General features: G+C 60.9%; 12 protein-coding genes. 8 read left to right on the forward strand and 4 right to left on the reverse strand.

Translation table 11 applies throughout. The features are described 5' to 3' along the window. Nucleotides 1-49 precede the first annotated feature (49 nt). From AC1DM5_RS04185 to AC1DM5_RS04195, 3 genes are read left to right on the forward strand one after another with little or no spacing between them, the layout of a single operon-like run. Nucleotides 50-514 (forward strand): MarR family winged helix-turn-helix transcriptional regulator, encoded by a 465-nt coding sequence (locus tag AC1DM5_RS04185; RefSeq protein WP_477823579.1) that lies wholly within the window; start codon nt 50-52, stop codon nt 512-514. Continuing rightward, nucleotides 507-1,730: an HlyD family secretion protein gene (locus AC1DM5_RS04190; RefSeq protein ID WP_477823578.1), complete on the forward strand. Its 1,224-nt coding sequence runs from the start codon at nt 507-509 to the stop codon at nt 1,728-1,730. Before AC1DM5_RS04185 ends, AC1DM5_RS04190 begins: the two co-directional genes overlap by 8 nt. 5 nt (nt 1,731-1,735) lie before the next feature. Further along, nucleotides 1,736-3,277, forward strand: a complete 1,542-nt coding sequence (locus AC1DM5_RS04195; RefSeq protein ID WP_477823577.1) for a DHA2 family efflux MFS transporter permease subunit — start codon at nt 1,736-1,738, stop codon at nt 3,275-3,277. 16 nt (nt 3,278-3,293) lie between these two features. On the opposite strand, the gene AC1DM5_RS04200 is transcribed toward AC1DM5_RS04195, so the two are convergent. The 3 genes from AC1DM5_RS04200 to AC1DM5_RS04210 all read right to left on the reverse strand — a co-directional run bounded on the left by AC1DM5_RS04200 (nt 3,294) and on the right by AC1DM5_RS04210 (nt 5,237). Further along, complete coding sequence (locus AC1DM5_RS04200) at nt 3,294-3,908, reverse strand: DNA-3-methyladenine glycosylase (RefSeq protein ID WP_477823576.1); 615 nt, start codon at nt 3,906-3,908, stop codon at nt 3,294-3,296. 80 nt (nt 3,909-3,988) lie between these two features. Further along, nucleotides 3,989-4,303, reverse strand: a complete 315-nt coding sequence (locus tag AC1DM5_RS04205; protein ID WP_477823575.1) for a hypothetical protein — start codon at nt 4,301-4,303, stop codon at nt 3,989-3,991. A gap of 19 nt (nt 4,304-4,322) precedes the next feature. Further along, nucleotides 4,323-5,237: a LysR family transcriptional regulator gene (locus AC1DM5_RS04210; RefSeq protein ID WP_477823574.1), complete on the reverse strand. Its 915-nt coding sequence runs from the start codon at nt 5,235-5,237 to the stop codon at nt 4,323-4,325. Nucleotides 5,238-5,357: 120 nt separating this feature from the next. Between AC1DM5_RS04210 and AC1DM5_RS04215 the strand changes: the two genes are divergently transcribed. Together AC1DM5_RS04215 and AC1DM5_RS04220 are read left to right on the forward strand one after the other, a co-directional pair. Next, nucleotides 5,358-6,098 carry an SDR family oxidoreductase gene (locus tag AC1DM5_RS04215; RefSeq protein ID WP_477823573.1) on the forward strand — a complete coding sequence of 247 codons (741 nt, stop codon included), beginning with the start codon at nt 5,358-5,360 and terminating at the stop codon, nt 6,096-6,098. 103 nt (nt 6,099-6,201) lie between these two features. Next, nucleotides 6,202-7,104, forward strand: a complete 903-nt coding sequence (locus AC1DM5_RS04220; protein WP_477823572.1) for an SDR family oxidoreductase — start codon at nt 6,202-6,204, stop codon at nt 7,102-7,104. Nucleotides 7,105-7,345: 241 nt separating this feature from the next. On the opposite strand, the gene AC1DM5_RS04225 is transcribed toward AC1DM5_RS04220, so the two are convergent. Beyond that, the gene (locus AC1DM5_RS04225; protein ID WP_310385890.1) at nt 7,346-8,257 is read right to left on the reverse strand and encodes a LysR family transcriptional regulator; all 912 of its coding nucleotides are present in this window, start codon (nt 8,255-8,257) and stop codon (nt 7,346-7,348) included. 165 nt (nt 8,258-8,422) lie between these two features. On the opposite strand from AC1DM5_RS04225, the gene AC1DM5_RS04230 reads away from it, so the two are divergent. From AC1DM5_RS04230 to AC1DM5_RS04240, 3 genes are all read left to right on the forward strand, one after another. Continuing rightward, on the forward strand, nt 8,423-9,235 hold the full coding sequence (locus AC1DM5_RS04230) for an alpha/beta hydrolase (RefSeq protein ID WP_477824029.1): 813 nt from the start codon (nt 8,423-8,425) through the stop codon (nt 9,233-9,235). Nucleotides 9,236-9,283: 48 nt separating this feature from the next. Further along, complete coding sequence (locus AC1DM5_RS04235; RefSeq protein ID WP_477824028.1) at nt 9,284-10,474, forward strand: efflux RND transporter periplasmic adaptor subunit; 1,191 nt, start codon at nt 9,284-9,286, stop codon at nt 10,472-10,474. A gap of 121 nt (nt 10,475-10,595) precedes the next feature. Then, nucleotides 10,596-13,793, forward strand: a complete 3,198-nt coding sequence (locus AC1DM5_RS04240) for an efflux RND transporter permease subunit (protein WP_477974653.1) — start codon at nt 10,596-10,598, stop codon at nt 13,791-13,793. Nucleotides 13,794-13,980: the final 187 nt, after the last annotated feature.

A 13,980-nucleotide genomic window follows, 5' to 3' on the forward strand; every position in this document is an offset into this window, starting at 1 on the left:
TATATCTATCAATATCATAAGGATGCTTATTACTAGCCGGCGAAGGTAAATGACCAAGAATCCAACACTCGGTTTTCTTCTGCACGACGTGGCCCGTCTGCTTCGCAAGCGGTTCGAGCAGCGCGCAAAGGACCTCGGGCTGACGCGGTCTCAGTGGCAGACGCTTGCCTATCTCGCCAATAATGAGGGCATCCATCAGAGCGGGCTTGCCGAAATCCTCGAAATCGAGCCGATCACGCTGGTCCGCATCCTCGACAAGCTCGCCGAGCGCGGCCTGGTCGAGCGCCGCCAGCACCCGACCGACAGGCGCATTTGGCTGCTCTACATGCGTGAAGCAGCCCATCCGATTCTCGCCCAAATGCGAGAGATCGGCGACGTGACCCGCGGCGAGGCGCTGGAAAGCATCACACCCGAACAGCGCGACCAGCTTTTCCACATCCTATCCGTAATGAAGACGAACCTGGTGCAGGCGTGCCGGAGTCCGGTCGCCGAGAATGAGACGAAACATGGCTGATCAATCCCCCCTGCGCGTCGTGTCTGACGCGAATGCCAAGAACCCTGTCGAAGAAAAAGAAATTCCCCAACAACCAGAAACGGTGGCTGAGGCGCCTTCATCCAATTCAGCGCCCGCGGCTGCCGCGGTGGCTGCGCCTGGCGGCAACAAGGTCCGCCGCCGGCGCAGCTTCACCCGTCCCGTCCTCTTTGCCCTGCTGCCGGTGGCGCTCGTCGTTGGCGGCTACTACTACGTCAATGGCGGTCAGATCATGTCGACCGACAATGCCTATATCCAGGCGGACATGGTGGGCATCACGACCGACGTTTCCGGTCTTGTCGAGCAGATCAACGTGCATGAGAACGAGCAGGTCAAGGCGGGGCAGGTGCTCTTCAGCCTGCGCTCGGATTCCTTCAAGATCGCGCTCGATGGCGCCAAGGCGCAACTCGGCGCACAGCGCAACCAGATCATGAACCTCAAGGCCAGCTACCAGCAGTCTCTCGCCGAAATCACGCAGGCTGAAGCCGATCTGCCCTATTACCAGGATCAGTTCGACCGGCAGCAGAACCTCGTCAACAACGGCAGCGCGACACAGTCTGCCTATGACGAAGCCAAGCATAATCTCGAGGCCGCGCAGCAGAAGGTTTCCGTCGCCAAGGCGGAAGCGGCAACGACGCTTGCCCAGCTCGGGGGTAATGCCGACCAGCCGGTCGAAGAAAATCCGCTGTACCTGCAGGCCAAATCGCAGGTCGACAACGCTCAGCGCGAGCTCGACCACAGCGTCGTCAAGGCGCCCTTCGACGGCATCGTGACCAACGTCAACGCGCTGCAGGTCGGCTCCTACCTCCAGGCTTCGCAGCAGGCCTTCTCGCTGGTTTCGACCTCGCATCTGTGGATCGCCGCAAGCCCGAAGGAAACTGAACTCACTTACGTCAAGCCCGGGCAGTCGGTCGATATCTACGTCGACACCTATCCGGGAGTCATGTGGAAGGGCAAGGTCGAGAGTATCAGCCCGGCATCGGGTTCTTCCTTCTCGCTGCTGCCGGCACAGAATACGACCGGCAACTGGGTAAAGGTCGTACAGCGCATTCCGATGCGCGTCAGCATTGACGACTCTCAGGGCAAGCCGCCGCTTCGCGTCGGCATGAGCACGGTCGTCGATGTCGATACCGGCCATGCGCGCGGATTGCCTGATTTCGTCAACAACCTTCTGGGCCACGGCAGCAGCCACGAGTAACGGCCATGAGCAATGCTCCTGCATCACCGGCAACCCCGGTTGCCAATCGCGGCGCGATCACGGCCTGCGTCATCCTGGCCGTCATCATGCAGGCGCTGGATACGACGATCGCCAACGTGGCGCTGCCCTATATCCAGGGCAGCGTTTCGGCCTCCGCCGACCAGATCAACTGGGTTTTGACCTCCTATATCGTCGCGGCCGCAATCATGACGCCGCCGTCGGGCTTTCTTGCTGCCAAGTTCGGCCGCAAGCGCGTGCTGCTGACGGCGATCGTCGGCTTCGTCGTCGCCTCCGTGCTTTGCGGTCTGGCGCAGTCGCTGCCGCAGATCGTCGTCTTCCGCCTTCTGCAAGGCCTGTTCGGCGCCTCGCTGGTTCCGCTTTCCCAGGGCATCCTCCTCGACATCTATTCCGTCGAGGAGCGCGGCTCGGCCATGGCCCTATTCGGCGTCTCGGTCATGGTCGGGCCGGTTCTAGGCCCTGTCATCGGCGGCTGGCTGACCGACAATATCAGCTGGCGCTGGGTCTTTTACATTAACATTCCGATCGGCGCTCTCGCCTTTGCCGGCATCGTCATTTTTGTCTCGGAGACGAAGAGGGATGCGCTCGCCAAGCTCGACTGGTTCGGCTTCGGGATGATGAGCCTGTTCATTGCGGCGCTACAGCTTTTCCTCGACCGCGGCGAGCAACTCGACTGGTTCTCGTCAGGCGAGATCATGGTCGAGGCGATCGTCTGCGCCGCGGCCTTCTATCTGCTCCTGGTGCATACGCTGACGGCGGAGAAATCCTTCGTCAATCCGCGGCTGTTCCTCGACCAGAATTTTACCGTCAGCATGATCTTCATCTTCGTGATCGGCATCACCTATCTCGCCTCACTGGCGCTGATGACGCCGTATCTGCAGACGCTGATGGGTTATCCGGTCACTACGGCGGGTATCGTCATGGGGCCGCGCGGCCTCGGCACCATGCTCTGCATGTTCATCGTTGGCCGGTTGATCGGCAAGGTGGATACGCGCTGGCTGCTGCTGCTCGGCCTCGGCCTGACGGCATGGGCGATGTACGACATGACCGGCTGGACGCCCGACGTTTCGCAATGGACGATCGTCTCGGTCGGCTTCATCCAGGGTGCCGGTCTCGGCTTCCTCTTCGTGCCGTTGACGACGATCGCTTTTGCGACACTGCCGGCGCAGATGCGTGGCGACGGAACCGGCCTCTATAACCTGTCGCGAAACATCGGCTCCTCTGTCGGCATCTCCATCGTCTCGGCGCTGATCGTCGAGAACACGCAGAGCAACCATGAGTCGATCGCGGCCTATGTGACGCCGTTCAACCATGCTTTCAACGCGACGGCGGCGCAGGGCCTCAGTCCGCTGACGGCGGTCGGCCGCGCGGCGCTTAACGACGTCATCACGCTGCAGTCGACCATCATCGCCTATATGGACGACTTCAAGCTGCTGATGCTGATGTCGCTTGCCGTCATGCCGCTGGTGCTGCTGCTGCGCAAGCCGAGGGCCGCGCCGGCAATCGACCACAGTGCCGTCATGGAGTGACGTTGAAGGTTCCCATTTAGCGGAACGGCTTGCTCAAATATCGTGATCCCTGAATGCCGAAGCGCCATGGTGCTTCGGCATTTTTCGTAATGCCGATCCGCTTGCCCGAGACGATGGGTACAGGAGCGGAAGGCGAGATCTCATAGGGTGACTGGTCGAGCGTCCGGTCGTTGATGGAGATATCGATATCGAGTGCCTGGCAGAGCTTGCCGGGACCGCTGCAGAGCTGGGTCAGCACATCGGTGCCGCGCCGTTCCATCATCGCAGGCAGACCGATTTCCGGCTGCAGCGCGCGGATCAATACCGCAGAGCCCGGTGTGCAGACGAAGTTCAGGCACCAGTACATGCCATAGATGCGGTAGATATAGACATTGCCCGGATGGCCATACATGGCGCCATTGCGCTTCGTCGGGCCACGGAAACTATGGGAGGCCGCGTCATCAGGGTAATAGGCTTCCGTCTCGGTGATCCGCCCACCTATATCGTTGACCGTGAGGTGGCAGCCGAGAAGATCGCGAGCGACCTCGATCGCATCGCGTTCGAAGAAGTGGCGCAGGCTCTCCCCGGCAAGCGGGCCGGCGCCGATCGCGCCATCAGTCGTTTCGATCGTCATGGAAATTGCCGATAGCATTCCCTTTGCTGATCCGCCACCCGGGACAATCGTTCGCCGGCTGGCTCGCGCGGCATCGACGACATCATCTCAGAGCAGATCTAGTGACCGGCATTCGGATCGCGTATCGAAATCGACGAACTGGTGACGGAAACTGGGTCGCTCGCCGGGAAGGAATCTTCCAGGCCTTCCTGCAGCTCTTCTTCAAGGACCGCTGCATCCTTACTGCGGGCGCCGTCACCGTGAACGGGCTCGAATGCGGAGGAAAGCAATGCCTTTGCCCTGGCGATGGCATTTTCGTGCGTGAGATCGGGCGCGCTACGCAGCGTGACTGCAATCCTGTCTTCACCCTCGTTGCCGAACTCCACGACGAAGCCCTCATCCGTCTGGTAAACCATGGTGTCGCTGAGTGCCATGTCCGTTCCTCCGAGAATGCTAATATGAGTGAACCGCGTTTTCGGAGTTTTGTCGAGCGAAGACCTTCACCAGCCAGTCGATGAAGACGCGCACGCGCGGCGAGAGCTGGCGGTTGCGCGGATAGAGCAGCGAGACCGGCGTCTGCGTGAGCGGAAAATCGGCCAGCACTTGGAACAGGGTGCCGGCGGCAAGATCCCGTTCGGCGTGGTAATGCGGGATCTGGATCATGCCAAGCCCCATGCGAGCGGCGGAAATGTAGCTTTCGGCGGCGTTGACGGTCACAGTCGCGGGGATAGTGATGTTGCGCACGTTTCCGTCGACGATGAATTCGAGGGGCAGGGGGCCGGCGCTGCCGGTCGCGCGGAAGCCGACCATGCGGTGCGCGTCGAGCCTGTCGGGATGCTCGGGCTGACCGAAAGCGGCGATATAGGAGGGCGAGGCGAGGGTGATCTCGTCCAGCACGGCGACTCGCCGGGCGACCATGTCGCTGTCCTGCGGAGTGCCGACGCGCAGCACGCAGTCGATGCCCTCGCGCACCAGATCCACCAGCCGGTCGCCTTCGCTCATATAGAACTCGATATCGGGATAGGTTTCTAGAAAGGACGGCAGGCTTGGCAGCACGAAATGGCGGGCGAGCGTGCCGTGTACATCGACTCGCAGCAGGCCTTTCGGTTTGGCGCCGGCAAAGGCACCCTCCGCATCTTCGATATCGGCGAGGATCGACAAGCAACGCTGGTAATACGCCTCGCCGTCGAGCGTCGGGCTGACATGGCGTGTGGTGCGCTGAAGCAGGCGCACGCCGAGGCGCGCTTCCAACTGCTTGACCGCATCCGTCACCGTCGAGCGCGGCAGGCCGGTATCTTCGGCGGCAAGCGTGAAGCTGCGGCGCTCCACGACGCGGGAAAAGACCCGCATGGCATCAAATCTGTCCATTTTATTTGTTCGCAACTGCCGGATAGTGATGCCGAAGAATGGCTGATTATCCGCAAAGTGAAAAGGGACATCTTCTTCTCATCGAAAGGGCGCTGCGGCGCCGAACCAAAGGAGAAGAAAATGTCTGCCAATCAAAACAAGGTCGCTCTCGTTACCGGCGCTTCCCGCGGCATTGGTGCTTCGATTGCAGAACGTCTCGCAAAGGATGGCTTCACCGTCGTCATCAACTATGCTGGCAACGCGGCACTTGCCGAAGAACTGGCAGAGAAGATCGAGAAGGCCGGCGGCAAAGCACTAACGGCACAAGCCGACGTTGCCGATGCCGATGCCGTGCGTCGCATGTTCGATGCTGCAGAGGCAGCCTTCGGCGGCGTCGACGTCCTCGTCAACAATGCCGGCATCATGCTGCTCTCCCGCCTTGTCGATGTGGACGATGCCGCCTTCGACCGCCAGATCAGCGTCAACCTCAAGGGCACGTTCAACACGCTGCGCGAAGCTGCCCAACGTCTGCGCGATGGCGGCCGGGTCATCAATTTCTCGAGCTCGGTCGTCGGCCTGAAGCCGGAAGCCTATAGCGTCTACGCCGCCACGAAGGCCGCCGTCGAGACGATGAGCGCCATCATGTCCAAGGAAATGCGCGGCCGCCAGATTACCGTCAATACGGTCGCTCCCGGCCCGACAGGCACCGACCTCTTCCTCAACGGCAAGTCCGACGAACTGATCGACCGTCTTGCCAAGGCAAACCCGCTCGAACGTCTCGGCACGCCCGAAGATATCGCCGGTGTCGTTGCCTTCCTCGCCGGCCCCGACGGCGCCTGGGTCAACGGCCAGGTGCTGCGCGCCAATGGCGGCATGGTCTGACACTGGTTTCGTGGCGGTGTCCGCGCCGCCACGCTCTTCCCTCGCATTCTTTCAAGCAACCCCATTCGAACAGCCAACCCACTCGAATAGAAGGAACAGGATCATGAGCAAGCAAGTCATCGTCATCACCGGCGCCTCCAGCGGTTTCGGCGCTCTTACGGCTCGCGCTCTCGCCAAGGCCGGCCACACCGTCTACGCCTCGATGCGCGAAACCGAAGGCCGCAACCGGCCACAGGTCGAGGCCGTCGAAGCCTTCTCGAAAGAAAACGGCGTCGAGCTGAAGGCGGTCGAACTGGATGTCGCCTCTGATGGTTCTGTTGAAGCAGGGATCGCCAAGGTGATCGCCGCCGAGGGCCATATCGACACGATCATCCATAATGCCGGCCATATGTCCTTCGGCCCGGCTGAAGCCTTTGCGCCGGAGCAATATGCCGAGCTTTTCGATATCAACGTGCTTTCGACCCAGCGTGTAAACCGCGCGGTGCTGCCGCATCTGCGCAAGCAAGGCAAGGGCCTGGTTGTCTGGGTTTCTTCCTCCAGCACCCGTGGCGGTACGCCTCCGTACCTTGCTCCCTATTTCGCCGCTAAGGCCGCCATGGACTCGCTTGCCGTCTCCTATGCCAGTGAGCTGACCCGGTGGGGTATCGAAACGGCAATCATCGTTCCCGGCGCCTTCACCAAGGGTACGAACCACTTCGCCCATTCCGGCTCGCCTGCTGATGCCGCCCGCGCCGCCGAATATAATGAAGGTCCCTATAAGGGCCTGCCGGAACAGGCGCTGAAAGGTCTGGCCTCGCTCGAACCCGCTGACGCAGATGCCGCTTCCGTTGCGACCGCCATCGTCGATGTCGTGAACATGCCCTTCGGCAAGCGGCCGTTCCGTACCCATATCGATCCGTCGGAAGACGGTGCGGAGATCGTCAACGGCGTTGCGGACCGCGTTCGCGCCGAACTCTTCCGCCGCATCGGCATCGAGGATCTGCTGACGCCTGCTATCAAGAGATAACCGTCTGTCGCAAAGTTGTGAACGGTCTCTTGGGTGCGGCCCCTTACTATCCGGCCAAGCGCACCTATATCAGAATAGACGGAGGCGGACGGCGATCGCTGCCAGCCTCCCGGCCTCCACTCCAGGGCCTGCCGCGCCTTTCCTGCGGTGCGACAGGCCTTCAGTTTCAGACATCAGATCAAGGCCCGTGACGGTTATCCCTCCCATCACGGGCCGCTTCTTTTCCGCCAGCGGCTCTATGTCAGCGGGCGTTGAGTTTGGCGTCTGCCAGCAGTTTCACCAGCCAGTCGACGAAGACGCGAACCTTATTGCTGAGATGCCGGTTCGGCGGATAGACGACGTAGAGCGGCAGCGACTCGCGCGTCCATTCCGTCAGTGTCTGAACCAGTTCCCCCTTAGCCAGTGGCTCACGAGCCATGAAGATCGGGATCTGGGCGAGGCCGAGGCCGGCGAGTGCCGCGGTCATATAGGTGCGGCTGTCATTGACGGAGACGATATAGCGCGGATTGACCTCGATGCTCTCATTGTCCTTCCGGAATTCGAAAGGCACCGTGCGATTGTTCTGGGCGCGGAAATAATTGACAGAATAATGTTCCGTTTCAAGCTCTTCCGGCCGCTGCGGCAGGCCGAATTTCTCGACGTAGAGGGGAGCGGCGCAGGTGATCATTTCGATCTCCGAAACGCGCCTCGCAATCAGCGACTGGTCGGCCGGCGTGCCGGCGCGCAGAGCACAGTCGACGTTTTCAGCGAGATAGTCGACTGTGCGGTCGCCGACGCCGAGGTCGATGCGGATATCGGGATAACGCTGATAGAAATCACAGAGCGCCGGCACCAGAATGGAATCGGCAAAGGCGCCCGCCATCTCGACGCGCAGCCTGCCCGTCGGCAGGCTCTGGGAGTTTGAAAGACTGCCGTCCAGCTCCTCAAGTTCGGAAATGATCTGCGCGGCGCGTTCGTAATAAAGGGCGCCATCCGTCGTCACCATGACACGGCGGGTGGTGCGGTTGAGGAGCTTGGTGCGCAGATGCGCTTCCAGTCCTTGAATGAGATTGGTCACCGTCGCCTTGGGCATGGCGAGCATGTCGGCGGCGCGGGTGAAATTGCCCGTCTCCACTACGCGGATGAAGACGCGCATTGCCGAGAGTTGATCCATCGGTTCAATTCCGCAGTTTGCGTTGCAACATTGTTCGGGATTTGGAATAGTGTTATCGCGATATCGCTTCTTATTCCCGGTTTTGAATAACAATATCTTTTTGGTGCAAAATGCAAGAGACGGGCGTCATCCGTCCATCTGCAAAGCAGCGAAGAGATAGAGATTATGGTGCCCGAAATTAAGGACATGGTGCTGGAAAAGGTGGCCGCTGGCCCCGTTTCTGCGCGCGTCTATATGGGCGCCGATTTCGGCAAGGGTCCGCCGATCGTTCTCTATCTGCATGGCGGCGCGTTTCTCGACAGCGACCCCAATGCCGATCGCCCGATTGCCGCCAGCCTCGCAAAGGCAGGCGCGATCGTCGTTTCCGCGGATTACAGTACGCTTTCGGGCAATGTCTTTCCGAAGGCGCTCGAAGTTTCCTTTTCGATCTTTTCCTATCTCGCTCTCAAGAAGGCCGGCCTCGGCGACCGCAAGTCACTGCTGTTCGTCGCCGGCGAAGAGGCGGGCGGCAATGTGGCCGCCGGTGTGGCGTTGAAGGCCCGCGACCAGATGCCGGATGCGCTTGACGGCCAGATCCTGCTTTCGCCGCTTCTCGATCCATTCATGGGTACGTCCTCCATCCGCAAGGCAGACAGGATCGGCATGCGCCAGCGCTGGACGGAAGGCTGGAGCCATTACCTGAGCGGCGGCGGCTGTCATCCCTATGCTGCGCCTTGCCTGTGCTCGCGCATATCAGGTGTTGCGCCGGCTCTGATTTTTACAGCGGAGGATGATCCGCTGCACGACGAAACTATCGGCTACGCCGCTCGCCTGAAGAAGGCAGGTGTTGGCGTGCGCCAGCATGTTCTTCCCGCCGGGACAGGTTGGCCATCCATTTACGGCGGAAAATCTGAGGGGACTTCCACGTGGCAGGGCAACGTCAGCCGCCACTTTGGAGATTTTCTTCAGGACGTGAGCGTTCAGCCACAATTGCATTGAAGACGAACTGATTTTTTACGGCCATTCAAGGCCGCAAGGAGAGTACCAATGACGTCCAGAAGTAAGCGCTGGGCCCTGGTGGGCGCCGGTCTGGGTGTTGCTGCGTCCGTTTCGGCCGCTGCCATCTTTTTCGAACTGCCGATGAGCGCAACCGCCACGGCCGCCTCCGAACCCGCACAGGCTCCCGCTGTGCCGGTGACGGTTGCTGTCGTCGCCAGCCGTGATGTGACGAACTGGGAGAATTTCTCCGGTCGTCTTGAGGCTGTCGACCGCGTGCAGATCCGTCCCCGCGTTGGGGGTGCCATCCAGTCCGTGCATTTCCGCGAAGGTGCCCTGGTCAAACAGGGCGATCTGCTTTTCGCCATCGATCCCGCCCCCTATCAGGCGGCCGTCTCCCAAGCGCAAGGTCAGGTCGCTTCGGCCGAAGCCAAGGTCAGCCTGGCGCAGACGGAACTCGACCGCGGCCGCCGTCTCTCAGACAACCGGACGATTTCGCAGAGCGACCTCGACCAGCGTCAGAGCACGCTGGCTGAAGCGCAAGCAAGCCTGCGTTCGGCACAGGCGGCTCTCCAGTCCGCGCAGCTCGATCTCGATTATACGCAGGTTCAAGCGCCGGTTTCCGGCCGTATCGGCAAGATCGAGGTCACGGTCGGCAATATTATCGCGGCCGGTTCGGCTTCGCCTGAGCTGACGACGCTGGTCTCTGTCGATCCGATCTATGCAAGCTTCAATGCCAGCGAAGAGATGGTCACGAAGGCTCTTTCGGAGCTTCCGGCAACTGACGCCGCATTGCCGGCCGTTGAACAGATCCCGGTTGAAATCGGCACGCTTGCCGATGAGGGAACGCCGATCAAGGGCAAGCTTCAACTCGTCGACAACGAAGTCGATGCTGCCAGCGGCACCATTGCCGTGCGAGCCGTCTTCGACAATCCCGGCGGCAAGCTGATCCCCGGCCAGTTCGTTCGGGTGCGCATGGGCCAGCCGAAGGCCGAGAACAAGATCGTCATCAGCGACCGCGCTGTCGGCACCGACCAGGACAAGAAATTCGTCTTCGTCGTCGATGGTGAGAACAAGGTCAACTACCGGCAGATCAAGCTTGGTTCGCTGTTCGATGGCCAGCGCGTGGTCGAAGACGGCCTCGAAGTCGGCGACAAGATCGTCGTCAACGGCCTTCAGCGTATCCGTCCGGGTGCAGTCGTCGCACCCCAGATGGAAGAGAAGGTCGCGACCGCTCAGTAAGATCTGAGCCTCCTTCCCTCGGGGAGGCGGCCGTTACCCCAGACAACATGACCTGCCGGTGCGCCTTTAAGCCGCCGGCGAGGGACTTTGCATCCATGTTCACCCCGGAGAGGGCGCTAAAATGAACATATCCAGATTCTTTATCGACCGCCCGGTCTTTGCCGGTGTTCTTTCGGTCCTCATCGTGGTCGCCGGCCTCATCGGCCTCCGGGCGCTGCCGATCTCCGAATATCCCGAGGTCGTGCCGCCGTCGATCGTCGTGCATGCCACCTATCCCGGTGCAAACCCGTCGGTCATCGCAGAAACGGTGGCCACACCGCTCGAAGAACAGATCAATGGCGTCGAGGGCATGCTCTACATGTCCAGCCAGGCGACGTCTGACGGCGCCTTGAACGTCACCGTCACCTTCAAGCTCGGCACCGACGCGGACAAGGCGCAGCAGCTGGTGCAGAACCGCGTGTCGCAGGCCGAACCGCGCTTGCCGGCGGAAGTTCGTGCGCTCGGCATTACCACGGTCAAGAGCTCGCCCGACTTCATCATGGTCGTCAACCTCGTCTCCGACGGGGACAGCCATGACATCACCTATCTGCGTAACTATGCGACGCTGAACGTCAAGGACCGGCTAGCCCGTATCGCCGGTGTCGGCCAGGTGCAGGTCTTCGGTGCCGGCGACTATTCCATGCGTGTGTGGATCGATCCGCAGAAGGCAGCCGAGCATAATCTTGCCGCAAGCGACATCAGCAATGCGATCAGCTCGCAGAACGTCCAGGCCGCTGCCGGCATCATCGGTGCTTCGCCGAGCCAGAAGGGTGTCGATCTTCAGCTCAACGTAAATGCCCAGGGTCGTCTGCGCACGCCCGAGGAATTCGGCAGCATCATCGTCAAGACGGGCGCCAATGGCGAGATCACCCGCCTGCGCGACGTTGCCCGGATCGAACTGGGTGCCGCCGACTACACGCTGCGTTCGCTGCTTGACGGCAAGCCGGCTGTCGCCGTTGCCGTTCTCCAGGCGCCGGGTTCGAACGCGATCGAGATCGCCGACAATGTCCGCGCGACGATGGACGAGCTGCAGTTGGCCATGCCTTCAGGCGTGAAGTACGAGATCGTCTATGATACGACGAAGTTCGTTCGCGCCTCGATCGAGAAGGTCATCGACACGCTGCTCGAAGCCATCGCGCTCGTCGTTCTCGTCGTCATCCTGTTCCTGCAGACATGGCGTGCCTCGATCATCCCGCTGATTGCCGTTCCGGTATCCATCATCGGTACATTCGCGGTCATGTACATGTTTGGCTTCTCGATCAATGCACTCAGCCTTTTCGGCCTGGTGCTGGCGATCGGTATCGTTGTGGATGACGCGATCGTCGTCGTTGAAAACGTTGAACGCAACATCGAGGCCGGGCTCAGTCCGCGTCAGGCAACTTACAAGGCCATGAAGGAAGTCTCCGGCCCGATCATCGCGATCGCGCTGGTGCTTGTCGCAGTCTTCGTGCCGCTCGCCTTCATCTCCGGCCTGTCGGGTCAGTTCTATCGCCAGTTCGCGCTGACGATCGCGATCTCGACTGTCATTTCGGCCTTCAATTCGCTGACGCTGTCTCCGGCGCTCGCCGCCCTTCTCCTGAAGGGTCACCATGCGCCGAAGGACTGGCTGACGCGGTTCATGGATGCGATTTTCGGCTGGTTCTTCCGTGGCTTCAACCGCGCCTTCGGTGCCGGTTCGAATGCCTACGGCAAGGGCGTCGGCGGTCTGGTATCGCGCAAGAGCATCGTGATGGTGATCTACCTTGTGCTGGTCGGAGCGACCTACAGCGTCTTCAATACGGTACCGGGCGGCTTCGTGCCGTCGCAGGACAAGCAGTATCTGATTGGCTTTGCCCAGTTGCCGGATGCCGCAAGCCTCGACCGTACGGAAGACGTCATCAAGCGCATGACCGACATCGCTCTGGCGCAGCCGGGCGTTGCTAACGCGATCGCCTTCCCGGGCCTGTCGATCAACGGCTTCACCAACTCTTCGAACGCCGGCATCGTCTTCGTGACGCTGAAGGATTTCGAGGAGCGCAAGACGCCTGATCTCTCGGGTGGGGCAATTGCCATGGCCCTGAACCAGAAGTTCGGCGCCATCCAGGATGCCTTCATCGCCATGTTCCCGCCGCCGCCGGTCAACGGCCTCGGCACGACGGGTGGTTTCAAGCTGCAGATCGAGGATCGTGCGGGTCTGGGCAACCAGGCACTGGACGAAGCCACGAAGGCAGTGCTTGCCAAGGCCTATCAGACGCCTGAACTCGCCGGCCTGTTCTCCAGCTTCCAGATCAACGTGCCGCAGCTCTATGCCGATCTCGACCGTGCCAAGGCCGAGCAGCTCGGAGTTTCCGTCACCGATGTCTTCCAAACGCTGCAGATCTATCTCGGCTCGCTCTATGTGAACGACTTCAACGCCTTCGGCCGCACCTACAGCGTCCGTGTGCAGGCTGATGCCAAGTTCCGTGCCCAGCCGGAAGATATCGGCCAGTTGAAGGTTCGCTCGGCATCGGGCCAGATGATCCCGCTTGCAGCTCTCCTGAAGGTGGACGCAAGCACCGGTCCGGAGCGTGCGAACCGCTATAACGGCTTCCTTGCTGCCGATATCAACGGCGGTCCGGCACCGGGCTTCTCGTCCGGGCAGGCTCAGGCGGCGATCGAGAAGATCCTGCACGAAACGCTGCCCTCGGGTATCGACTTCGAGTGGACAGACCTGACCTACCAGCAGATCCTTGCCGGTAACTCCAGCGTCGTCGTCTTCCCGCTGGCCTTGCTGCTCGTCTTCCTGGTGCTCGCTGCCCAGTATGAAAGCCTGACACTGCCGCTTGCGATCATCATGATCGTGCCGATGGGTGTTCTGGCCGCCTTGACCGGCGTCTGGCTCACCGGTGGCGACAACAACATCTTCACGCAGATCGGCCTCGTCGTCCTTGTCGGACTATCGGCCAAGAACGCGATTCTGATCGTGGAATTTGCCCGCGAACTCGAGTTCGAAGGCAGGACACCACGTGAAGCCGCGATCGAGGCCAGCCGCCTGCGTCTGCGCCCGATCCTGATGACCTCCATGGCCTTTATCATGGGTGTCGTGCCGCTCGTCACCTCGACCGGTGCGGGTTCCGAAATGCGCGCGGCCATGGGTGTCGCGGTCTTCTCGGGCATGATCGGCGTGACCTTCTTCGGCATCTTCATGACGCCGGTATTCTACGTGCTCCTGCGCCGGATGACGGGCAACCGTCCGCTCATCCAGCACAACGACAATCATCCGCAGGACGAAGACGACCATATGAAGGTCGCTGCGGAGTAACCTCTCCTTTGTCGGGTAAATCGGGCGGGGGCCTCGGTCCTCGCCCGTTTCGTTTTAAAGCGTCCTTTGTACGTCCATCCGGACGCCAAAGGACGCTTTAACTCTTTGAATCTACTCATCGTGCTTCCAAAAATCGATTCCGCTTTTCGGGCCGATGTTGTGGGTATGAGACAAAAATGCGTTACGT

The sequence above is a fragment of the Rhizobium sp. 01T437 genome (genome assembly GCF_056398505.1).

Excerpts from the sequence above, each read along its gene's own strand:
- AC1DM5_RS04185 (WP_477823579.1), top strand. The coding sequence starts at position 50 with ATGACCAAGAATCCAACACTCGGTTTTCTTCTGCACGACGTGGCCCGT.
- AC1DM5_RS04240 (WP_477974653.1), top strand. The coding sequence starts at position 10,596 with ATGAACATATCCAGATTCTTTATCGACCGCCCGGTCTTTGCCGGTGTT.
- AC1DM5_RS04190 (WP_477823578.1), top strand. The coding sequence starts at position 507 with ATGGCTGATCAATCCCCCCTGCGCGTCGTGTCTGACGCGAATGCCAAG.
- AC1DM5_RS04220 (WP_477823572.1), top strand. The coding sequence starts at position 6,202 with ATGAGCAAGCAAGTCATCGTCATCACCGGCGCCTCCAGCGGTTTCGGC.
- AC1DM5_RS04230 (WP_477824029.1), top strand. The coding sequence starts at position 8,423 with ATGGTGCCCGAAATTAAGGACATGGTGCTGGAAAAGGTGGCCGCTGGC.
- AC1DM5_RS04225 (WP_310385890.1), bottom strand. The coding sequence starts at position 8,257 with ATGGATCAACTCTCGGCAATGCGCGTCTTCATCCGCGTAGTGGAGACG.
- AC1DM5_RS04215 (WP_477823573.1), top strand. The coding sequence starts at position 5,358 with ATGTCTGCCAATCAAAACAAGGTCGCTCTCGTTACCGGCGCTTCCCGC.
- AC1DM5_RS04200 (WP_477823576.1), bottom strand. The coding sequence starts at position 3,908 with ATGCTATCGGCAATTTCCATGACGATCGAAACGACTGATGGCGCGATC.
- AC1DM5_RS04195 (WP_477823577.1), top strand. The coding sequence starts at position 1,736 with ATGAGCAATGCTCCTGCATCACCGGCAACCCCGGTTGCCAATCGCGGC.
- AC1DM5_RS04235 (WP_477824028.1), top strand. The coding sequence starts at position 9,284 with ATGACGTCCAGAAGTAAGCGCTGGGCCCTGGTGGGCGCCGGTCTGGGT.
- AC1DM5_RS04205 (WP_477823575.1), bottom strand. The coding sequence starts at position 4,303 with ATGGCACTCAGCGACACCATGGTTTACCAGACGGATGAGGGCTTCGTC.
- AC1DM5_RS04210 (WP_477823574.1), bottom strand. The coding sequence starts at position 5,237 with ATGGACAGATTTGATGCCATGCGGGTCTTTTCCCGCGTCGTGGAGCGC.